We start from the raw sequence: 19,337 nt of genomic DNA, 5'->3' as shown, positions 1-19,337 counted from the left end.
TATATGAAGAATAAAATATTTATCACTGTGATTGTCGTACTTGCGATTGCCGCAGCTGCCGTTTGGTATTTTGTGGTTTTTTCCGTAAAACCAGTGCCAGAGGAAGCAATACAGACAAGCAACACAGCAACAGAAGAAAAGAAACAAGAACCCGCAAGCGATAATAAATATGCAAACTTAAAGGGAGATGCATTTGATGAGGCGTACATTGCCGACATGCTGGCTCACCACGAAGGTGCTCTGAATATGTCAGAACAAGCAATGGCAGTCACTGCTCAGGATGAGATTCGCACACTCGCGAGCAATATCGTGCAGAGTCAAAGCGCGGAGATCATGCAAATGCGAACATGGCAAAAATCATGGGGCTATAAAGAAACGATGAGTGGTGGTCATGGTAGCCATGGCGGTGCTGGTATGGACATGGGCGGAGATATGGTAGAGATGCAAAATAAATTACAAGGCTTAAAAGGTGAGGCATACGACAAAGAGTTCCTGAAGCAAATGATTCTTCATCATGAGCAAGCAGTTGAAATGTCTCAATACGCCGCGACCAATGCAAAACACCAAGAGATAAAAGACCTCGCCAGTGCCGTTATTAGCGCGCAGACAAAAGAAATCGAGCAGATGAAGCAGTGGCAAAAAGACTGGGGTTATTAAACTTCTGTTTTTGTTCGATCGGATACTTTAAAATCACGAACGACCTGTACTACAAGACATGGAACAAGCAACACGCCTAAGAATATCCACCACGTCATGAAGTAGTCGCTGATCATACTTGTCCCAAGCGTTAGGCCATGTATGAAAATCGCCGCCATAGCACAGGCTTGAAGTAGACCGACATACGGCCATATGCCACGAGCAATGAGTTTGCTACGAAAATGTTTTAAGACATCATAGAGCAAAAATGTTACCAGTGCGGCTATCGCAATCACCACTGCCCACGCACGATACGAGCCAACGTAACTGATATAGCTTTCTGGAGGCAGTAAGCCGGTATCGAGGAAGCGTTGCACCAAAAAAATACTGGGATGTATCACTATGAACAATAGAACTATATGTCCAGTCCACGTTGCGAATCGCTTGCTATTAGCAGGCTTACCGATAGAACTTGCAACGTAGTGAACCCACATTGTTGTCCATGCTAGCACCCCAAGTATAGGAAAAAATTGGTACATTGACCTGACACTGCCCGATAATGTTATGAGCCAGAGTATAATACTTATGGCAGATACAAAGACAAACAAAATCCATGCACGGTAACGGTTAAAAAAGTAATGCATCTAGTTTCATTATACTGGAGAAAGGACATACTTCGTTATGAAGAAAAGTATAGCTATATTCTCGGCGACCACACTGATCCTATTGGTTTTGATAGGATTTGGTTTATGGGTGCTTATCGATAGACAGAATAATAAGAACTCTGGAGTACCTAACAATACCTCCACCGAACAGCAAGCAAAAACGTTTACTTTAAATGAAGTAGCTTCTCATAACTCAAGAACCGATTGTTGGACGATTATCTCGGGACAGGTTTATGAACTTACCGATTTCATAAATCGCCATCCTGGAGGTGATGAAGTACTTCGAGCCTGCGGCACAGACGCAACGACTCTATTTACTTCACGTACAACGAAGGATGGACAGTCTATTGGTTCGGGTACACCACACAGTCAAGCGGCTCAAGAGCAACTTGACCAACTGAAGCTAGGAACTCTTGCAAAGTAGAGGGGTTGGGATATTGACCATCTGATGTTTTATGTGCTACATTACTTTGAAGGGTCTTGTACAGTATGCGACGCGCTCGGCTGGAACAGTCGAAGCGTCGCCCTTTCTACCTCTATGTTGACGAGTTCCAGAACTTTGCGACGACAAGCTTTGTGCAAATGCTATCCGAGGCTCGTAAATATAAATTATTTTTGACGATGGCCGAACAGTCCACCTCGCAGCAGAGCGATCAACAAATGGTCAGTATCATCATGGCAAACGTCGGTACGGTCATTACTTTCAGGACAGGCAACCCACAAGATGAGAGGGTACTATTGCCGCTATTTAGTCCCTACATTGAACAGGGTGAAATAAGCAATCTGCCAGCATTTAACTTTTATGCCAAGTTGTCGGCCGTCAAAGCCCAAGAACCACTATCGGGACAGACCTTACTACTCTCGGACGATGGCGATATCAAGACACGCACTGCTATCGTTGAGCACTCGCGGTCGGTGTTTGCAAAAAAGCAAGAAGTGATAGAGCAAGAACAAGAGCAGCCAAAGGCCAGCAAGCCAAAGGCAGAAAAGAACAAAAAAGGAGGGGCTAAACCAAAGCCCCAGCCTACAAGTGAACCAATGATTGACGAACTTTAGCTGTTGTTACGAGACTCGGCAAACTCGTCGTATAGCTGCCTCATTTCATCGTCAGTCAATACCGTGCCGAGCTGATGAAACTTCTCTTGATACTGCGTCAAGAAGTCGATAGCATCTTGAGGTGTGGCGTGTTCGGGGTCGATTGTCTTCAAGTAGGCAACGACCTTATCAATATCTTCTTGGCTTGCTTCGTATTCTTTGAAATCTGTCATTTTATTTACTCCTCGCATATCGGTCGATAGCGATAAACGCGCATAGCTGTTTAGCCGCTTTCTCCGATGCTATTTTCCTCATTATCTCACAACTATCATTAAACGATAATATGTTGAGGCTGCCCTCATACACTACCTTGCGGTCAAGTATTGCTAACTTGCGATGATGTCCGGCGGTATACAGCACCGTAACGCCCAGCGCTTGCAGCTCGTAGATAGCGTTAAGTGCTTGATAATAGTAGTCGCCGTCATGTTCGTTTGGATTACGAGTGTTTATGACTATCCGTACATTACGACTGCGTAGCTTAGCAAAGATAGGTAGAAGTGTCCTCATGCGCTTTTCCGTGATGAACGGACTCTCGATAATCACTTCGTCTTTACTGTGTAGCAGGTCGCGCATAAACGCCCTATAGAACGTGTCCTGGTCGTAGAGAGTGCTTTTACTAAACATGGTGCTTACTCTCCTCTGTTTCAGGCTCGACAATATGGATTTCTCCGTTATAATATACCCAGCCTAGATCAGTTAGTTTTTGATGCATCAAAACTAAACTAGGTTCTAGAGTGTTCCATGACAAGTCGATGTGGCGCACCAAAATAAGAACATCGCCTGTAGCGGTGTTTTTGTTTGGCCAAAAATATGATTGACAGTGCGAACCATACTGTCTCATACTAAAAGTATGACAGCTGAGTCATTACCGAGGTCCCATAAGCCATCCGCATCGCACGAGCATGGCAGTGTGCGGTTTCGATTGAATGAAGAGTTATCTACGAATGTCCTGGGGCGGGTGCTCCAGAATAGGTCATATGAGTTTATGCGTCGCCGTCAAGGCGGTTTTTTCTATGCGCGGGTTCCTTATGAGATTCCATTTCTACCCGACGGCATGGCTTCAAATAAGCAGCATTCGGGCGACCACACTTTGCGCGAACGGTTGAGTGATGTACAAACGTATAGCAAACGTCTATGGACCAAGGATATCGCAGTGCACGGCCTTGCCACCACATATCTTTATGGCCAAAATAACGTGGACCGAAAGACGCCGGATGCAGTGTCTTTGCAGCTACTGTTTGATGAAGAAGATCACCAGCGGTTATTGACGATGTTGAAGCATCTGATGGGCGGCCAGAAATTAACTGCCAATGACGAGCATGATTACAGGCTGACGCCAAATGTCATAGTACCAGTGCCGCAGATCGAAGTGCCAGAAGAAGATGAGATTAATATCTCAAGCAACCCCACGATCGTATCACTTGCGTCATTACAAAACGTAGTGACTAAGCTCAACCAAAGTGCTGGCGAAAGCAAAAAAGGCATGGGGGCACTTGAGGTTCCGGCATTTTTCCATGCGCCGCGTCAATGATCTTGCACATTTCTAACAGATGAGCTATACTATTCCGAGATGTGGGCGCTTAGCTCAGTTGGCTAGAGCACTTCGTTTACACCGAAGGGGTCGGGGGTTCGAGCCCCTCAGCGCCCACCATAGAAAAATCCAGTCCACGCGGACTGGATTTTTCTATGGTACGGAGCAATTGCATAACCACTTCTAATCTGTTAAAATAACACTAAAGGAGCTCGTCAGAAACGGGCATTATTTTATGAAAGACGCACAACACATTCGCAACATCGCCATTATTGCGCACGTTGACCACGGAAAGACGACCATGGTGGATGGACTACTCAAACAATCTAACACATTCCGCGACAACCAAGCCGAGATGAACCAAGAACTCATCATGGATTCGGGCGACCAAGAGCATGAGCGCGGTATCACCATTACCGCCAAACAGACAAGTATTTACCACGACGACTACAAAATCAATATCATCGATACACCTGGGCATGCCGATTTTTCTGGTGAAGTAGAGCGCACGCTCAACATGGCCGATGGTGTACTGCTCATCGTAGATGCGCAGGAAGGCCCGATGCCACAGACCAAATTTGTGCTCTCTAAAGCGCTCGAACTTGGCCTCAAGCCTGTAGTGGTTATCAACAAAATTGATAAGCCATCGCGTCGTATCGACGAAGTGCTGGATGAGGTAGCCGATCTCTTTCTTGAACTCGCTATCAGCGATGATCAGCTGCACTATCCAGTCTATTATGCCATCGGCCGCGACGGCAAAGCCTGGAAAGAAATGCCGGACAACCCAAGCGAGCATGCTGATCTGTCACCTATCTTTGATTCCATCGTGAGCGATATCCCGGCGCCAACGGTCGACGAGAGCGGCGCGTTCCAGCTGCTGGTCACAAGTCTGCAGTACGATTCGTTCCTCGGTAAATATGCGATCGGTCGTGTCACGCGCGGTATGGTCAAAAAAGGTCTCGCCGTGACGCTTATGAAGCGCGACGATGTACGTATCAACGGTCGCATCGACAAAGTTTTCGGCTATCGTGGTCTAAACCGTGAAGAAATAGAGCAGGCCGGTGCAGGCGATATCGTGGCACTGACTGGTATTGCCGACGCGCATATCGGCGACACGATTGCCGACAAAGAAAATCCAGAGGCATTGCCAACTATCGACATCGAAGCGCCAACACTTAGTATGTATCTCGGTCCCAACACCAGCCCGCTCAAGGGTAAAGAGGGCGAGTTCAACACATCACGTCAAATCGGTGACCGTCTAAACCGTGAGCTCGAGACCAATGTGAGTTTACGTGTGGTAGAAAATGGTATTGGTTTCACTGTATCTGGTCGTGGTGAGCTACACCTGTCGGTCCTTATCGAGACGATGCGCCGCGAAGGCTACGAGTTCGAAGTTGGTCGCCCACAGGTAGTGACGACAGAAATCGACGGCGTAGTGCAAGAGCCCGTTGAAGAGTTACTAATCGAAGTCGGGCCAGAATTCGTCGGTGCCGTGAGCCAAGAGCTTGGTGCCCGCCGCGCCGAAATGCGTGGACAGGAGCAGACAAGCAGTGGTACTGCTTGTATGACCTACATTATCCCGACACGTGCGCTAATCGGCCTACGAAACTTGCTACTGACCGCCACAAAAGGTACCGTCATCATGAACAGCCTCCCGCATGGCTACCAGCCTATGAGCGGCAAGCTGCCGCAAACTCGTAACGGCGTACTTATCTCGTTCGAAGCTGGTACTACGACACCATATGCCCTGCAAGCAGCTGAAGCGCGTGGTGAGCTCTATGTCGGTCCTGGTACTACTGTGTACCCTGGTATGATCATCGGTCTCAATCGTCGCTCGGAAGACATGGAGATTAACGTCTGTAAGGCAAAGCATCTTACCAACATGCGTTCAAGCTCGAGTGATGGTGTGGTGCAGCTGACACCTTACACCGACCTGAGTCTTGAGCAGTGTATCGACTTCATCGAAGACGATGAATTACTAGAAGTTACGCCGAAAAGCCTCCGCCTTCGCAAGCGCTACCTCGATCCCAACGAGCGCAAGCGCGCTAGCAAGAAGTAAATTTGCAAAAAAGCGTAAAATTTGCTATAATAAAAAGATAGATATGCCAACTCTCGCTCCAAAAGAGCGAGAGTTCTCTTTTGGAGAAGGGTTACAAAGATGAAAAGCAGTAGTAAGTATCCGGAGGCGTTTTACCGCGTATCTCTTAAGGCGGTTATTCGTAATGAGCGAGGAAAGGTGCTGTGTGTCCAAGAAGGCTCCGAGGTATGGTCGCTACCTGGTGGCGGTATGGATCATGGCGAGACAGAGCACGAAGCGCTGGCGCGCGAGCTTAAGGAGGAAGTAGCGTACGAGGGTAACTTCACTTTTCGCCCAATAGGTCTAGAGCCGCGATATCTCCCCTGGCGACACGCGTATTTGCTGTGGATCGTGTATGAAATAGACTGCGAGACGCCGCCACCAGCTACCAGAGGGGTTGATGTGCTGGCTGTGGCATATCGCGATACCGCGAAATTTCGCGACAGTATCAATATGGCTGAGCAACTTGTCTATAAATGGACGGTTGACCGATCACATGTTGTCACGGCTGCAGAATAGGCAATTTTTGCGACAAATTTGCAACAAAGTCGCTCCGCGCTATACTGAACGTATATGAACGAATGGATTCTCTTGCTTATAGCTGCCATCTTCGGTAGTGTCATATCCCTTGCAGGTGGTGTGTACCTGCTGTATGGCAAATGGGGCGTCGACAGGTTGCAGCGCGTGTCGGTACCGTTTGCGGCAGGTGCACTGCTCGCTGCGGCATTTGTCGATTTACTGCCAGAGGCGATGGAGGGTAGTGACACACATGTAATTTCACTTGTGGTGCTGACGTCTTTTCTGGTGTTTTTTCTGCTGGAGCGTTCGCTCAGTTGGTTTCATCATCACCACGAGCACGAGCATGCCAATCCGCGCTATCGTCGTAATTCGTCACTCATCGTCATTGGCGACACACTGCACAATTTTATTGACGGCTTGGCCATCGGTGCGTCGTTCTTAGTAAGTCCGGTGACGGGTATCATCACCACTATCGCCATTACAGCGCACGAGATTCCACAGGAGATTGGCGATTTTGGCCTGCTGCTCGCAAAAGGCATGAAAAAGCGCAATGTCGTACTGGCAAATCTACTGAGCGCGCTGGCGACGGTGGTAGGTGCAGTGCTTGTATATGCACTTGGCGGTAGTGTGCCTATTTCGGAGCCGATTCTGCTTGCAATTACGGCTGGGTTCTTCATCTATATTGCAGCGAGTGATATCATCCCGACGATACATGCGGAGCCCAAACGGCGTACAGCCAACATTCAGGCGGCGGTACTGTTGTTGGGGGTGCTATTCGTCGGGGTGACAACAACGCTTGCGCACGACATGATCGGCGGTCATGAACACGATGCGACAGAGCAGCACACGCACTAGTGCCGGTCTCGCAAACATAAGCACCATGCGGTATACTACGTAGTATATGCCGGCAAAAACTGTGTCACACAAGCTCAAAACTGCGCTCGTCAAAACGACGGGCCAGTTGCTTTCTCCGTCCAAGAGCCCGGACGAGGCGTTTGGTGATTTTTTCCGCGAAGTGCAGGCGCGTCAAGTGTACGACGATGGCAAGACATTTGTCGATCTGATACCAAGAAAACGTGCCAACCAGATCAAAAAAGAATATCGCCTCGCGCAAAAAGATCCGAATTTCGACTTACGTGATTTTGTGAGTCGGCATTTCTATGAATTTATGCCGGACCGTGAGCCAGAATATACGTTTTCACCCAGCGTGTCACCGCGCGATCATGTACGGGGTCTGTGGACAGAGCTTGAGCGTCGCAATCGCAAAGACCGAGGATCACTACTGGCGCTGCCACATGAATATGTGGTGCCAGGAGGGCGTTTCAGCGAGCAGTTTTATTGGGACACGTATTTCATCATGTTGGGTCTTGCTGCAGACGGGCGCTGGGACTTGATCCACGGTATGATGCAGAATTACCAGTACATGATACGAAAGTTTGGCTTTATACCTACGGCGAATCGTACATACTTTTTGAGTCGATCGCAGCCGCCCTTTTTCTCACATATGGTAAAACTGCTGGGTACGCATCGTGGTCGCACTCGCACGCAGCTAGAATTTTTGCCAGCACTAGTGGCTGAATACCGCTTCTGGATGAAAGGTCGCCGCTCAGTTAATGAACATATTGATCATCAGGCGTATGCGCGTGTAGTGCGCATGCCAAACGGTGTCATACTCAATAGGTATTACGATAACAAGGCGACGCCGCGACCCGAGTCTCTTCGAGAAGACCTAGAGACGGCTGAGCGCTCAGCTAATGCAAATAAAGATAAATTGTTTTTGGATCTGCGCGCCGGTGCAGAGAGCGGTTGGGATTTTAGCTCGCGCTGGTTTCGTAATGTGCAGGATATCGAGACGATCCATACCACTGATATCGTGCCAGTAGATCTGAACTGCCTACTGTATCAGCAGGAAATGTTAATAGCTGAGACGTATCAGCTACTTCGCCAGCCACTGCTGAAACGCAAGTTTCAGGCGTTTGCCGACAAGCGCGCGCAGACAATTTTGCGTTACTGCTGGGATGAAGAGCAGCAGTTCTTTAGTGACTATGATTTTCGTGCCGGACACCCCACAGGACGCCTCACTCTAGCCGGTGTGTTTCCGCTCTATGCCAAAATCGCGACCACTCAGCAAGCCAAAGCGGTAGCCGAACGCCTAGAGCGTGACTTCCTGAAAGATGGTGGACTAGTAACGACACTCGTCGACAACGGCCAGCAGTGGGACTCGCCAAACGGTTGGGCACCGCTCCAATGGGTGGCGATACAGGGGCTGCGCGAGTACGGGCATCACAAGCTTGCAGATGAGATTCGGCGCCGCTGGCTCCATAGTACCGAGCTGGTGTTTTCTACCAAGCACAAGATGATTGAGAAATACGACGTTGCGCATGAATCGCGTGTCGGCGGGGGTGGTGAGTATCCACTGCAAGATGGCTTCGGTTGGACGAATGGAGTCTATGCTGCGCTGAAAGATGAGGATGCCAAATAATGGATGTGCATGAGGCGCGTCAGAGCTCTACTTGGCAAAATGCGGTAGTATATCAGATCTATCCCTGGACATTTGCCGAGGATAGTGGGCGAGAGCCACAACTTGGTCACGGGAGTATTCGTGGCATAGAAGAACGATTATCGTATCTTGAGTCGCTGGGCGTCAATGCCATCTGGTTGTCGCCATTTTACCCGTCACCCATGGTAGATGGTGGCTATGATATTGCGGACTTCAAAAATGTACACCCAGCACTTGGCACCCTCGAAGATTTTGATTCACTCGTAAAAGCTGCACACGCCAAACACATCCGCCTCATGGTCGACTTCATTCCTAATCATTCATCTGACAAGCATGAGTGGTTCGAAAAATCTCGTCGCCAGGAAGATGGTTATGATGATTGGTATATCTGGCATCCTGGCAGCGTCGACGAGCATGGAGAACACCAGCCGCCAAACAACTGGGCAAGTGTATTTTCTATACCCAACCGCAAAGCTCGTGAACGTGGCGAGATGCACTGGCTTCATGAGCAAGAGTGGACGCCGCCTATTTCTGCCTGGAAGTGGGACGATGTGCGCCAGGAATTCTATATGCATAGCTTCGCCGTGGAACAGCCCGACCTCAACTGGAGTAATCCATATGTGCGCGAAGCCATGAAAGACGCCATGCGCTTCTGGCTGGATCGCGGTGTCGATGGCTTTCGTGTCGATGCTATCAATCACATCGGCAAAAACATGGAGTTGCCCGACGAAGAAGTGAATACCGCCTACAACGAAGAATGGTATGAAAATCCGTACGACCAGCTACAAAAATTTCAGAGCTGTAATTATCCGCGAACACTTCACGAATATATCTGGGAAATGTGCCAAGTGCTCAAAGATGAAGTGTACGAGCATCGCGATCTGCGCATGATTCTCGAGGCCTACATGGGTGAGTCGGATCTGCGCGATATAGATGCCATCGCACCTGAAGTAGCTAGCACATTTAACTTTGGTGGTTTGCTGGCATCTTGGGATGCAGGAAGTCGCAAGATCCAGATGGATTATTACTATGAGCGCTTGCTACGCGATGCCGTGGCAAATCAGGTCAACGGCAACCACGACAAACCACGCTTGGCGAGTCGTTTGGGCGACAATGGCGCACGTGCAGCTGCGGTGCTCAACCTGTTTCTGCCTGGCATGCGCTTCATCTACAACGGTGAGGAGCTAGGACTGGTAGATGCCGAGATACCAAGCTGGCGTTTGCAAGATCCTAATGGGCTACGCGATCCAGAGCGCACGCCGATTCCGTGGGACGATACATTACCAAATGCTGGTTTTTCAAATGCTGATCCAAAAGATCTGTGGCTACCAGCAAATCAAGCCGATGCACACAAAGCGGTGATGCGTCAAAAACAGCATGACACATCTTCGCTGTCACTCTATCGTGCGGCTATTCGACTCACGCATGAATTGCCGTCGGCACAAAATGGCAAGTATGTACCACTACATACCGACAACGACCAAGTGATGGCGTATGGGCGCGAAGACGAAGAGACGGGCGATCAGCTGATAGTACTTGTCAATTTCTCGCGCGACAAACAAGGCAGTGTGCGCGTATCGGACAGTCATTTTGTGATCGGTGAACAGGTATTGTCGAGTATATCTGTCGAGCAGAGCAGTCACCGTGTCGATGTACGTGCTGGAGTAGCCCTCGAACCAGACGAAGTATCGGTGATCAAAAAGCTCTAGAGGCTGTCGGCTACGTCTTCAGGTAAGAAGCCTTTGGTGTGCTTGAAGTTTGCCTTCCATTCGTATCCTTCGGTGTAGCCGAGGTCTTTCATGAGTTTTGTCGGCGCGTTGCGGAGGTGGATTGGTACCGGTGAATCGGGGAAGCGAGCGCTCAAATCTTTAGAGCGGTGCATGAGATCAGTTGTCTCGCGAGACTTTTGACTTCGCGCCAGTGCGGTGGCTACGTGGTAAAGGACGTAATTACTCTCGGGCATGCCGAGTCGCTCTACGGCCTGGAACGCACTTAGTGCTAGTCCGAGTGCACCATTGCCTGCCAGGCCGATATCTTCAGATGCGAAGATGACCATACGCCGTGCGATAAATTTGGGATCTTCACCGGCGTCGATCATGCGGCTTAGGTAGTACAGTGTCGCCTCGACATCGCTACCGCGCATGCTTTTGATAAACGCGGAGATGATGTTGTAGTGCATGTCGCCCTTTTTGTCGTAACCGGGGACGCGTTTTTGGGCAGCAGTTTTCACCACGTCGGCCGTGACTTTGCGTTTGCCGATATTGAGCGCAAGCTCGAGGTTGCCTAGCGCTACGCGGGCGTCGCCGCCAGAGAGCTCTGCCAGATAGTCGATTGCTTCGTCTGTGACAGTTTTTTGTTTGCCGAGTTCTGCTACGGCGTGTGTAACGATGGCCATAATATCTGCTTTACTATGTGGCTCGAGTAGTAGTACGCGAGTGCGACTAAGTAGTGGCGTGATCACTTCGAAGCTTGGATTTTCAGTAGTAGCGCCGATGAGTGTGATAAGGCCGCTCTCGACATGAGGCAAGAACGCGTCTTGCTGCGCCTTATTGAAGCGGTGGATTTCGTCAACGAAGAGGATTGTACGGAGCTGCAAATTCCAGTTTTGGCGAGCATGTTCTATGACGCGTTCGACATCTTTTTTTCCGCTCGTAACAGCACTCAGCTCTACGAATTCAGCCTCAACTTCATGCGCGATGATACGAGCTAGCGTGGTCTTGCCGCTACCAGGTGGACCCCAGAGTATCAGACTCACTGGCTCTTTATTCTTCACAATAGACCGCAGTATCTCCTTGTCGCCAAGGAGGTGTGTTTGCCCAATTACCTCATCTAATGTTGTTGGCCTCATGCGTTCGGCCAGTGGTACCCGCTCCATACTTCCATTATAGCCGACTGGCGTGTAACTGGCGTATGATAGGTATATGAAACCTACACAAGTTCTCTTACTTTTCGGTGGCGAATCAAGCGAACATGACGTGTCGATCATGTCGGCGCGCAATGTCTATGAGGCAATTGATGCGTCGCGGTTTGATGTGGCACTTGGCTATATCGACGAAAATGGCCACTGGTATCACGTACGAGATTTTGATGGCTACCGCACAGTCGATGTGACACAGCAACTATTACCTAGCCTCGGCGAGGCGGGGTTTGTTGTTGGCGATGAAATTATTGATTCCGACGTCATACTCCCTGTCCTGCACGGCAAAAATGGCGAAGACGGTAGCGTTCAGGGTTTGGCACAACTACTACATATTCCGGTCGTTGGGTGTGACATGACATCGAGTGTAGCAGGTATGGACAAGGTAATTGCCAAACGTATAGCAACAAGTGTCGGAGTGCAAGTGGTGCCATATCGAGTGTATCGACGCGGTGAAGTGCCGCCGAATTATGATACATTGTGCACGGATTTGGGCGATACGCTATTTGTTAAACCATCGCGAGCTGGTAGCTCTGTGGGAGTGAATAAAGTTCGGAGTAGTAAGGAGCTGGAGCGTGCACTTGCCGTTGCACTGGAGTCTGACGATACTGTGCTCATAGAGCAGGCGCTTGATGTACGTGAGCTTGAGGTGGCGGCTATAGGTAACCCGCCCGCATGTGAGATCAGCGTGGTTGGTGAGATTCTACCTGGTGAAGATTTCTATAGTTATGACGATAAATATAGTAGTGGAAGTAGTTCGAGTGTCCAGCTTCCCGCAGATATACCAGCTGATATCTCAGATCAAATTCGCGATGCAGCCAAAACAATCTATACGGAGCTTGGCTGTCGTGGTCTCTCGCGTATAGATTTCTTCCTGACGGGCACTGGTGATATATATTTCAACGAGATTAATACGTTGCCTGGCTTCACAAATATCAGTATGTATCCGAAATTGTGGCAGCAAGCGGGTATTTCGTACGGCGATTTGATCACGCGACTCATCGAAGCGGCGCTTGAGCCAAAAGAGTAGGCGGAGTATACTGGATGTATAAAACCATAAACACAAACAGGAATACATATCTATGGGCTTTTTCAGTCGAGATAAATCAGAGGAACCAAAGCAAGAGACTACTACAACAGAGAGTGGCACACCGGCACAACTGAGCGCAGACTCGACGATTCGCGAGTGGCTGGATCATCCGGTGGGTGGCACTATCTTTCGTAGTATGCTAGCCGAGGCTGGGCAAAACGAAAAGGTTCTCACGCCTGTCAAGGGATGGACACTGAAGCGTGTCGCCGGCATGAGCGGTGGCAAGATGACCGACGAGATGATTGCCGACATGGTACAAAAAGCCAATGCCGGAGAGGCAACTGCTGCACCGACCGAGACACAAGTGGAGTCGACCGAGGCTCCGTCTGCCGAGGAAGCACCGGCTGCACCGGCGCCCGAAACGCCTGTAGCCTCTACTGCGAGCTCAGAGCCTGACGAATGGGTAGAAAAGATTACCGACGGCCGCTTCGCCAATAAAACCATTATTGTGACGGGTGCCGGTTCTGGTATCGGCCGTGCCACCGCCTCGCGCATCGCCCGCGAAGGTGGCCGTGTGATTGGTGTTGACATCTCGCAGGAGCGCCTCGATGAGCTTAAAGCGTCGCTCGCGGGTGCGCAGATCGAAGTAGTGGCGGGCGACATCACAAACGATGAGAGCGTAGCGAAGATTGTAGAAGTGGCTGGTACACGCATCGATGGCTTGGCGAACATTGCCGGTATCATGGACAACATGACGCCAGTTCACGAAGTAGACGACGCTACTTGGAACCGTGTCATGAATGTGAATGTAGTCGGTACTATGAAGCTGATGCGCGCAATCGTACCAAAGATGCTGGAGCAAAAAGCCGGCTCAATCGTCAACATTACCAGCGAAGCTGGTCTACGCGGATCTGCAGCGGGGGCAGCTTACACGGCCTCCAAACACGCAGTGATCGGCCTCACTAAGAGCTCGGCATTTGCTTATACCGGTACGGGTATTCGCGTCAACGCCGTGGCGCCGGGTGGCGTGGCAACCAATATCGAAGCCAAATTTGACTCGCCTATGTTCCTCGATCGCTTCGGTGTCGCGTCGGCCGTTATGCCCGCACCGACGACGGCCGATCAGTTGGCGGCATCTATTACGTTTCTTTTGAGCGACGACGGCACCAACGTCAACGGTGCTATCTTGCCATCTGACGGCGGCTGGTCTGCAGTCTAGCCTACGGACATGACATGGCAAATCTATACGGCAATCAGTGTACTGGGGCTTTCGATTTCGATTGTCTTACAGCGCATATTGCTGCGGGGTGGTCGACTTAATCCGTATGCGTATGCGGCAGTGTTTCAGGGTATGGTGGGCGTATTGCTCACCATCGTCGCGTTTGTTGTGGGCATCAATCTTTCTGGGATCGAAGCGGTTTGGCAACCGGTGCTCATCTCGGCTGTAGCGTACGGAGTAGGTCATGTGATCTACGCCAAAACGCTTCAGAAAGTAGAGGCCTCGGCTTTTTCGGTCTACTTTGCGACTCATGCTATTTGGATGATGCTGTTTGGCATGTTGCTGTTTGGCGAGCAACTGACGTGGCTGCAGGCTGGCGGGGCGCTATTGATATTTGCCGGTGTGCTGACGCTGGTCAAGCAGCCAGCCAAACTTTTGACAGATCGTGGTGCGCTCTACGGCTTACTGACCGGTATACTCTTCGGTATCGCTATCACGTCATGGGCATATGTGGGGCGACATGTCGACACGCTGTCGTGGGCGGCAGTTAGTTTTCTGTTGCCCGTCATAGTGGTGTTTCTGATTCGCCCCAAAACCATGCGGGCTGTGCCGGAGGTATTTCGTGATCGAAGCACAATATGGAAGCTACTTATCTTGGCGACTTTTTATGGTCTAGGTAGTCTTGCGATGCTCTATGCGTATAGCGAGGGTTCGCTGTCAGTTATTTCACCGCTGCGCCAAACAGGCATCATCGTCACAACACTACTGGCACTCATTTTCATCTCCGCAGAGAGGCACAGCATTGGTCGCAAGTTGCTTGCGGCTCTACTATGCTTCGCGGGGGTTGTAGCGCTAGTGATCTAAGGGGAGGTAGTACTCTTCACTGTAATACGGGGGATCATTTCTCGCGGTATTTTGCGCACAGTGACTTTTGTCTCCCCTTGATCGACGAGCTTCATGAGCCGATGAAGACCATCAAGGATAAGCCAACGATTTTTGTTAAACATGATGTCGATAGGGTAATTTGTGTCAGCGTTCATAGTGCGGGTATACTCTTCTGAATAAGCGCTAGGTTTTGACATGATATCGCGAGGTGTGAGATTAAAGCGTTCACCAGATGTATGCAGCCACGGTATATCAAAATGCCAGACAAGATCGTTGATATCCATTTTTTCTGTCGGGATATTGTCAAGTTGCCATAGGAGGGAATTGTCCCATCGAAAATCAAATGCGTATGGCGTAATATGATCGGGTAATGGTTGAGGTTGTATTGCCATATATCTATAGTGTAGCATTTTTATCGAGCGACTAGGACGAGTCAACTGACGAAGCCATCGTTTATTGAGGCTTGATAGGCGCAATCGCTTTGAGTACTTGTTCGACGCTTACGAGTGATGAGTTGAGTCCATCGCCATCATAGTAGCTAGTGTCCGGATTGGGGCCAATGACTTTTGGAAATGCTGCCCATTCCATGGCCAAGTTTGCGGCAAACTGTTCCTTAGTGATCTCGCGATTGACAAGCTTTTCGCTGCCTCGTCGTTCGAGTAGTGCGATCGCGAGTTGATCTTGGAGTAATTTGTCAAACTTGCGGTTCGTGTCGATGCCCTGCTGCCGCACAAGCTCACGGAGTGTCGTGTCGATAATTTGATACCTGCCGACAGCACTGCTTGCATGGCCCTCTGCTATATGCGCTGCCTGCCACGATTGTACTTGGGCAATTGTCATTTGTGTGAAGTTGGTCGACGTATTGTCTGCGTTGCCAAAATACGCATTGTAATTATCCTTGCTCTCTACGTTTGCTATCAAATCAAGTAGCGGTGTATAGCTTGCAGGGTCAACGGCTAGACGTCTGTTGTCCATATACACAGCATAGCCGACAAGACCCACGCAAAGCAATATGACAGCCGCTATTGTCATACAGCTTGTGTCGCGAAGCTTGTGCCTAAGGGCGCGCCGAATTTTGCGCTTGAGAGTAGACGCCACTCGTATAAGTATAAGCTATTTACTGATTTGCTGCACGGTACCCGGCATCTGTGACATGCCCTGCCACGACATGTCATCATCTTCCCAAATGGCAAGATGTGCTATAAAGTAAGTGTCACACTACGGGCCAGGAGATTCTGATTCTTGACCCGCCGGAAGCGGATTCGAGAGTCGTTTCTAGCTTTTTATGGTTTCTAAAGAGGTCAGGAGTTTGAGATCTTACATGGCCATGAAAAACCAGCCGCTAAAGGACTGGTCTTTTCATGGTGCGGAACTACAGAATTTACTTAAACTTTTCAAAGCACTCGTAGATGGTCGGCTTGCGGAGCTACCAAACATACCAATCGCACACGAAGATACGAATGTAATTATTTATTGATTAGATTAATGAAGGAATTGCGAGCCAATCCTTGATGATCTTTTTTAGTGAAGTTGCATTTGAGCTGATGTTTGTTGAAGAATTGAATGTAATCATTCCTCTGATGTCAGAACTCCACTCTATTAATCCGCTTTCATCCTGCATAAGTGGTGTGCCTTTTTTATCTTCCTTGCGCGTAGCACCCATATGGAGTACAAGCTTGACTACCCCTTCCTTATTCATAAGATTAAACGTAATCCGATCTTCACCATCTAGAACATAACTAGGAGCATTCCATTTAATATGCTCTTCTAGTTGTGGCTCGGTGCTTAGAATAAGGTCTCTTAGCATACCTACTTGCGATTGTTTATCGTCATTCAGATCATTCACAAACTCTTCGACTGTTTTATATTTCTGCATAAACCCATCATAGCAAAATACACCCATTCGGGTGTATTCGACAAAATCGTAAAATTGGTGCGGGTTAGGAGACTCTAACTCCTGGCCTCTTCCATGGCAAGGAAGCGCTCTAACAACTGAGCTAAACCCGCATGTTGCTTAAATGATTATAACGAAGGAAACGCCAAAAAGCAACAGGGGCGGGTGAGTTTACTTGTGGGATTACGAGATACCTTTCGGACTTTTAATTTCGTATGTGCGTGTCATGGCATAGAAAAAAGACCAGCGTACTGATCTTCTTTCCTGGTGGCTCCTCCCAGACTTGAACTGGGGACACAAGGCTCTTCAGGCCTCTGCTCTACCAACTGAGCTAAAGAGCCACAACGGTTCAATTGAACTCTGTACATTCTACTAGATTTGACCTTATTTGCCAAGGTAGGGCTAGAAGGGAAGTTTCTTGCGGGTTTTGCGACCCCATTGCGCGACATATTTTATGATTTTGCGGGACATTTCAATACTGCCTTTTGCCCACCATGTGACCGGATCCCATAGCCACTCGGATGTACGTTTGAGCCATCCTGCTTCGACGTCGGTCTTGTACTGGACTTTCCCCGCTGCATGTGGAGATATTATACCGACGATAAATAAGATAACTGCCACCAGGATTACTACCCATATCATATGTATTTATTATACTCTGCTTATGAAAAGTTGGTGATCATAGATTAGTGCAGTATCTGCTATAATAATCCGAGATGGCGCGTTGGCGGAGCGGTTACGCGGAGGTCTGCAAAACCTTAGAGACGGGTTCGACTCCCGTACGTGCCTCCAAACAATAATCTCGAAGTTCGGGGTTATTTTTGTTTGAGAAGCTTGAGTAGCTCCGGAAACGTCGCGTCGTTGAAATGACCCCTATTGGTGAAAGTGTGCGAAATGGCGCCAGGGAGATCAGCTTGAAACTTGGCTAGATCGGTATAAGGTACTACCTTATCATCTTGGCTATGGAAAAGATGCACCTCGTCGGCACTTTCGCTCAGTCGTGACACATCTGTAAGCTCGAAGCTGCCTGCGTCGTATGCAATGTCCGTGTAGCGCCCGGCGATCAAGATAACACGTCGCACGGGTTTAGCGAGGGGACAATGCTGTAAATATTTGCCGAGAAACATGGCACCAAGGCTGTGGCCGACAAGCTGTACGTCGTCCTCGAGAAAGGGTAAAATCTTCTCGAAATACAGTTTCCACTCGTCGAATATCGCGTTGGCGCCGTTTGGAAATGCCGGCAGTAGTACGTCGGCGTCTATCATCTCTTCGGCGATCCAGGGTTTCCACTTCTGGCTATGTTTGAGTCTTTCGTAGTCTAGCGGCATGGTTTGCATATAGTCGATGTAATCATGATAGCTCGCAAAGCTAGAGCCACCATGAATTATAAGGATTTGTTTCATATATCTAGTATACTGGTTCTATACGCGCGGATGGTGGAATTGGTAGACACGAGAGACTTAAAATCTCTTGCCTGAATAAGGCGTGCGGGTTCGATTCCCGCTCTGCGCACCAGAAGATATTAAAGCAACTAGGAGATGGGGTATGGACGTAGTGTTCTGGGCAATTATAATCGCGGCCGTGTTATTTGTGCTGAGCGGTATTAAAGTTATCAATCAGTACGAGCGAGGCGTAGTGTTAACACTAGGCAAATTTAGCGGTATTCGTGAGCCTGGCCTGCGTATTGTCATCCCGATCTTTCAGCGCCTCATCCGTGTGGATGTACGTAGTACACCGATTGATGTGCCAAAGCAAGAAGTGATTACTAAAGACAACGTGACTGTCGGTGTCGATGCGGTAGTATATTTTCGTGTGGTAGATGCACCAAAGGCAGTGCTTGAGACGACAAATTATATTTATGCGACGAGCCAGTTTGCTCAGGCAGCGCTACGTGATGTGACGGGCAATGTGGATATGGATGATCTGCTCGGCAAACGCGAAGAAATCAGCCAGCAGATCAAAGAAATTGTTGATCGGCAAACGGACCAGTGGGGTATCGACGTCGAGGCCGTAAAAGTGCAAAATATCGAGCTGCCGACAGATATGAAACGTGCTATGGCCAAGCAGGCAGAGGCCGAGCGAGAACGTCGTGCGGTGATTATCACGGCGGAGGGCGAGAAGGCGTCGGCGCAGGCCGTGGCTGAGGCAGCGCACATGCTAGCGGCGACACCTGGCGGTCTAAGTATTCGTACTTTGCAGACACTCGAGAAGATTAGCGCCGAGCCAAGTCAGAAGACTCTCTTCGTCTTACCGGCCGACCTTACTGAGACGGTTGCCAAAATCGTCCAAAAATAGCAGGGGTGCACTAGATATAGCGCCCCAGACGCGCTATACTATAAATACACACAAACTACAGAAGGGAATAGATT

The 19,337-nt window shown here is 49.3% G+C and carries 22 protein-coding genes and 5 tRNA genes; 16 read left to right on the top strand and 11 right to left on the bottom strand.

Going from position 1 to position 19,337, the window contains the following annotated elements:
• Positions 1 to 3: 3 nt before the first annotated feature.
• Positions 4 to 657: a DUF305 domain-containing protein gene (locus GII36_RS04085; RefSeq protein WP_260762742.1), complete on the top strand. Its 654-nt coding sequence runs from the start codon at positions 4 to 6 to the stop codon at positions 655 to 657.
• Here GII36_RS04085 and GII36_RS04080 read toward each other — a convergent pair.
• Positions 654 to 1,037: a hypothetical protein gene (locus tag GII36_RS04080; protein WP_260762740.1), complete on the bottom strand. Its 384-nt coding sequence runs from the start codon at positions 1,035 to 1,037 to the stop codon at positions 654 to 656. The genes GII36_RS04085 and GII36_RS04080 overlap by 4 nt on opposite strands.
• A gap of 280 nt (positions 1,038 to 1,317) precedes the next feature.
• Between GII36_RS04080 and GII36_RS04075 the strand changes: the two genes are divergently transcribed.
• Positions 1,318 to 1,725, top strand: a complete 408-nt coding sequence (locus GII36_RS04075; RefSeq protein WP_260762738.1) for a cytochrome b5 domain-containing protein — start codon at positions 1,318 to 1,320, stop codon at positions 1,723 to 1,725.
• A gap of 65 nt (positions 1,726 to 1,790) precedes the next feature.
• Complete coding sequence (locus GII36_RS04070; RefSeq protein ID WP_260762736.1) at positions 1,791 to 2,357, top strand: TraM recognition domain-containing protein; 567 nt, start codon at positions 1,791 to 1,793, stop codon at positions 2,355 to 2,357.
• Here GII36_RS04070 and GII36_RS04065 read toward each other — a convergent pair.
• Complete coding sequence (locus tag GII36_RS04065; protein WP_260762733.1) at positions 2,354 to 2,569, bottom strand: hypothetical protein; 216 nt, start codon at positions 2,567 to 2,569, stop codon at positions 2,354 to 2,356. The two genes, GII36_RS04070 and GII36_RS04065, sit on opposite strands and share 4 nt — an antisense overlap.
• Position 2,570: 1 nt before the next feature.
• On the bottom strand, positions 2,571 to 3,020 hold the full coding sequence (locus tag GII36_RS04060; protein WP_260762732.1) for a phospholipase D-like domain-containing protein: 450 nt from the start codon (positions 3,018 to 3,020) through the stop codon (positions 2,571 to 2,573).
• Positions 3,021 to 3,246: 226 nt separating this feature from the next.
• Between GII36_RS04060 and GII36_RS04055 the strand changes: the two genes are divergently transcribed.
• From GII36_RS04055 to GII36_RS04025, 7 genes are all read left to right on the top strand, one after another.
• Positions 3,247 to 3,927: a hypothetical protein gene (locus GII36_RS04055; RefSeq protein ID WP_260762730.1), complete on the top strand. Its 681-nt coding sequence runs from the start codon at positions 3,247 to 3,249 to the stop codon at positions 3,925 to 3,927.
• Between the two features lie 43 nt (positions 3,928 to 3,970).
• Positions 3,971 to 4,047 (top strand) — tRNA-Val (locus GII36_RS04050).
• 115 nt (positions 4,048 to 4,162) lie between these two features.
• Entirely contained in the window at positions 4,163 to 5,986 is a 1,824-nt protein-coding gene (gene typA / locus GII36_RS04045; protein WP_260762728.1) for a translational GTPase TypA, read from the top strand.
• Positions 5,987 to 6,085: 99 nt separating this feature from the next.
• Positions 6,086 to 6,523: an NUDIX hydrolase gene (locus tag GII36_RS04040; RefSeq protein ID WP_260762726.1), complete on the top strand. Its 438-nt coding sequence runs from the start codon at positions 6,086 to 6,088 to the stop codon at positions 6,521 to 6,523.
• Positions 6,524 to 6,577: 54 nt separating this feature from the next.
• The gene (locus GII36_RS04035; protein WP_260762724.1) at positions 6,578 to 7,378 is read left to right on the top strand and encodes a ZIP family metal transporter; all 801 of its coding nucleotides are present in this window, start codon (positions 6,578 to 6,580) and stop codon (positions 7,376 to 7,378) included.
• A 46-nt stretch (positions 7,379 to 7,424) separates the two neighbouring features.
• Positions 7,425 to 9,005, top strand: a complete 1,581-nt coding sequence (gene treF, locus GII36_RS04030; protein WP_260762722.1) for an alpha,alpha-trehalase TreF — start codon at positions 7,425 to 7,427, stop codon at positions 9,003 to 9,005.
• Complete coding sequence (locus tag GII36_RS04025; protein WP_260762720.1) at positions 9,005 to 10,732, top strand: alpha-amylase family glycosyl hydrolase; 1,728 nt, start codon at positions 9,005 to 9,007, stop codon at positions 10,730 to 10,732. Before treF ends, GII36_RS04025 begins: the two co-directional genes overlap by 1 nt.
• Here the strand turns inward: GII36_RS04025 and GII36_RS04020 are convergent.
• On the bottom strand, positions 10,729 to 11,898 hold the full coding sequence (locus GII36_RS04020; RefSeq protein ID WP_260762718.1) for a replication-associated recombination protein A: 1,170 nt from the start codon (positions 11,896 to 11,898) through the stop codon (positions 10,729 to 10,731). The two genes, GII36_RS04025 and GII36_RS04020, sit on opposite strands and share 4 nt — an antisense overlap.
• Before the next feature lie 46 nt (positions 11,899 to 11,944).
• On the opposite strand from GII36_RS04020, the gene GII36_RS04015 reads away from it, so the two are divergent.
• The 3 genes from GII36_RS04015 to GII36_RS04005 are packed head-to-tail and all read left to right on the top strand — an operon-like array spanning position 11,945 to position 15,053.
• Complete coding sequence (locus GII36_RS04015) at positions 11,945 to 12,970, top strand: D-alanine--D-alanine ligase family protein (RefSeq protein ID WP_260762715.1); 1,026 nt, start codon at positions 11,945 to 11,947, stop codon at positions 12,968 to 12,970.
• 52 nt (positions 12,971 to 13,022) lie between these two features.
• Positions 13,023 to 14,189, top strand: a complete 1,167-nt coding sequence (locus GII36_RS04010) for an SDR family NAD(P)-dependent oxidoreductase (RefSeq protein ID WP_260762714.1) — start codon at positions 13,023 to 13,025, stop codon at positions 14,187 to 14,189.
• A gap of 9 nt (positions 14,190 to 14,198) precedes the next feature.
• Positions 14,199 to 15,053: an EamA family transporter gene (locus GII36_RS04005; protein ID WP_260762713.1), complete on the top strand. Its 855-nt coding sequence runs from the start codon at positions 14,199 to 14,201 to the stop codon at positions 15,051 to 15,053.
• On the opposite strand, the gene GII36_RS04000 is transcribed toward GII36_RS04005, so the two are convergent.
• The 6 genes from GII36_RS04000 to GII36_RS03975 form a co-directional block, all read right to left on the bottom strand.
• Positions 15,050 to 15,466, bottom strand: a complete 417-nt coding sequence (locus GII36_RS04000) for a hypothetical protein (protein ID WP_260762712.1) — start codon at positions 15,464 to 15,466, stop codon at positions 15,050 to 15,052. The two genes, GII36_RS04005 and GII36_RS04000, sit on opposite strands and share 4 nt — an antisense overlap.
• Positions 15,467 to 15,527: 61 nt before the next feature.
• Entirely contained in the window at positions 15,528 to 16,049 is a 522-nt protein-coding gene (locus GII36_RS03995) for a lysozyme family protein (RefSeq protein WP_260762711.1), read from the bottom strand.
• Positions 16,050 to 16,551: 502 nt separating this feature from the next.
• The gene (locus GII36_RS03990; RefSeq protein WP_260762710.1) at positions 16,552 to 16,950 is read right to left on the bottom strand and encodes a DUF1801 domain-containing protein; all 399 of its coding nucleotides are present in this window, start codon (positions 16,948 to 16,950) and stop codon (positions 16,552 to 16,554) included.
• Positions 16,951 to 17,005: 55 nt separating this feature from the next.
• Positions 17,006 to 17,081 (bottom strand) — tRNA-Gly (locus tag GII36_RS03985).
• A 152-nt stretch (positions 17,082 to 17,233) separates the two neighbouring features.
• Positions 17,234 to 17,309 (bottom strand) — tRNA-Phe (locus GII36_RS03980).
• 61 nt (positions 17,310 to 17,370) lie between these two features.
• A complete protein-coding gene (locus tag GII36_RS03975) occupies positions 17,371 to 17,610 on the bottom strand; it encodes a hypothetical protein (RefSeq protein WP_260762708.1) in 240 nt (79 codons plus the stop codon).
• A 76-nt stretch (positions 17,611 to 17,686) separates the two neighbouring features.
• On the opposite strand from GII36_RS03975, the gene GII36_RS03970 reads away from it, so the two are divergent.
• A tRNA-Cys gene (locus GII36_RS03970) sits at positions 17,687 to 17,760 on the top strand.
• Between the two features lie 23 nt (positions 17,761 to 17,783).
• Here the strand turns inward: GII36_RS03970 and GII36_RS03965 are convergent.
• Positions 17,784 to 18,371 carry an alpha/beta hydrolase gene (locus GII36_RS03965; RefSeq protein ID WP_260762707.1) on the bottom strand — a complete coding sequence of 196 codons (588 nt, stop codon included), beginning with the start codon at positions 18,369 to 18,371 and terminating at the stop codon, positions 17,784 to 17,786.
• Positions 18,372 to 18,395: 24 nt separating this feature from the next.
• On the opposite strand from GII36_RS03965, the gene GII36_RS03960 reads away from it, so the two are divergent.
• Together GII36_RS03960 and GII36_RS03955 are read left to right on the top strand one after the other, a co-directional pair.
• Positions 18,396 to 18,483 (top strand) — tRNA-Leu (locus tag GII36_RS03960).
• Between the two features lie 30 nt (positions 18,484 to 18,513).
• Complete coding sequence (locus GII36_RS03955; RefSeq protein WP_260762704.1) at positions 18,514 to 19,263, top strand: slipin family protein; 750 nt, start codon at positions 18,514 to 18,516, stop codon at positions 19,261 to 19,263.
• Positions 19,264 to 19,337 lie beyond the last annotated feature (74 nt).

Origin of the sequence: Candidatus Mycosynbacter amalyticus (assembly GCF_025273655.1) — a bacterium.
Taxonomy (GTDB): Bacteria; Patescibacteriota; Saccharimonadia; order Saccharimonadales; family Saccharimonadaceae; genus Mycosynbacter; species Mycosynbacter amalyticus.
Note: the sequence above shows the minus strand (reverse complement) of the source record. Positions and strands in the feature narration are given on the sequence as shown.

Excerpts from the sequence above, each read along its gene's own strand:
- GII36_RS04040 (WP_260762726.1), top strand. The coding sequence starts at position 6,086 with ATGAAAAGCAGTAGTAAGTATCCGGAGGCGTTTTACCGCGTATCTCTT.
- GII36_RS04070 (WP_260762736.1), top strand. The coding sequence starts at position 1,791 with ATGCGACGCGCTCGGCTGGAACAGTCGAAGCGTCGCCCTTTCTACCTC.
- GII36_RS04085 (WP_260762742.1), top strand. The coding sequence starts at position 4 with ATGAAGAATAAAATATTTATCACTGTGATTGTCGTACTTGCGATTGCC.
- GII36_RS04065 (WP_260762733.1), bottom strand. The coding sequence starts at position 2,569 with ATGACAGATTTCAAAGAATACGAAGCAAGCCAAGAAGATATTGATAAG.
- GII36_RS04060 (WP_260762732.1), bottom strand. The coding sequence starts at position 3,020 with ATGTTTAGTAAAAGCACTCTCTACGACCAGGACACGTTCTATAGGGCG.
- typA (WP_260762728.1), top strand. The coding sequence starts at position 4,163 with ATGAAAGACGCACAACACATTCGCAACATCGCCATTATTGCGCACGTT.
- GII36_RS03990 (WP_260762710.1), bottom strand. The coding sequence starts at position 16,950 with ATGCAGAAATATAAAACAGTCGAAGAGTTTGTGAATGATCTGAATGAC.
- GII36_RS04020 (WP_260762718.1), bottom strand. The coding sequence starts at position 11,898 with ATGGAGCGGGTACCACTGGCCGAACGCATGAGGCCAACAACATTAGAT.
- GII36_RS04035 (WP_260762724.1), top strand. The coding sequence starts at position 6,578 with ATGAACGAATGGATTCTCTTGCTTATAGCTGCCATCTTCGGTAGTGTC.
- GII36_RS03975 (WP_260762708.1), bottom strand. The coding sequence starts at position 17,610 with ATGATATGGGTAGTAATCCTGGTGGCAGTTATCTTATTTATCGTCGGT.
- GII36_RS04015 (WP_260762715.1), top strand. The coding sequence starts at position 11,945 with ATGAAACCTACACAAGTTCTCTTACTTTTCGGTGGCGAATCAAGCGAA.
- GII36_RS04075 (WP_260762738.1), top strand. The coding sequence starts at position 1,318 with ATGAAGAAAAGTATAGCTATATTCTCGGCGACCACACTGATCCTATTG.
- GII36_RS03955 (WP_260762704.1), top strand. The coding sequence starts at position 18,514 with ATGGACGTAGTGTTCTGGGCAATTATAATCGCGGCCGTGTTATTTGTG.
- GII36_RS04010 (WP_260762714.1), top strand. The coding sequence starts at position 13,023 with ATGGGCTTTTTCAGTCGAGATAAATCAGAGGAACCAAAGCAAGAGACT.
- GII36_RS04005 (WP_260762713.1), top strand. The coding sequence starts at position 14,199 with ATGACATGGCAAATCTATACGGCAATCAGTGTACTGGGGCTTTCGATT.
- GII36_RS03995 (WP_260762711.1), bottom strand. The coding sequence starts at position 16,049 with ATGGACAACAGACGTCTAGCCGTTGACCCTGCAAGCTATACACCGCTA.
- GII36_RS04055 (WP_260762730.1), top strand. The coding sequence starts at position 3,247 with ATGACAGCTGAGTCATTACCGAGGTCCCATAAGCCATCCGCATCGCAC.
- treF (WP_260762722.1), top strand. The coding sequence starts at position 7,425 with ATGCCGGCAAAAACTGTGTCACACAAGCTCAAAACTGCGCTCGTCAAA.
- GII36_RS04025 (WP_260762720.1), top strand. The coding sequence starts at position 9,005 with ATGGATGTGCATGAGGCGCGTCAGAGCTCTACTTGGCAAAATGCGGTA.
- GII36_RS04000 (WP_260762712.1), bottom strand. The coding sequence starts at position 15,466 with ATGGCAATACAACCTCAACCATTACCCGATCATATTACGCCATACGCA.
- GII36_RS03965 (WP_260762707.1), bottom strand. The coding sequence starts at position 18,371 with ATGAAACAAATCCTTATAATTCATGGTGGCTCTAGCTTTGCGAGCTAT.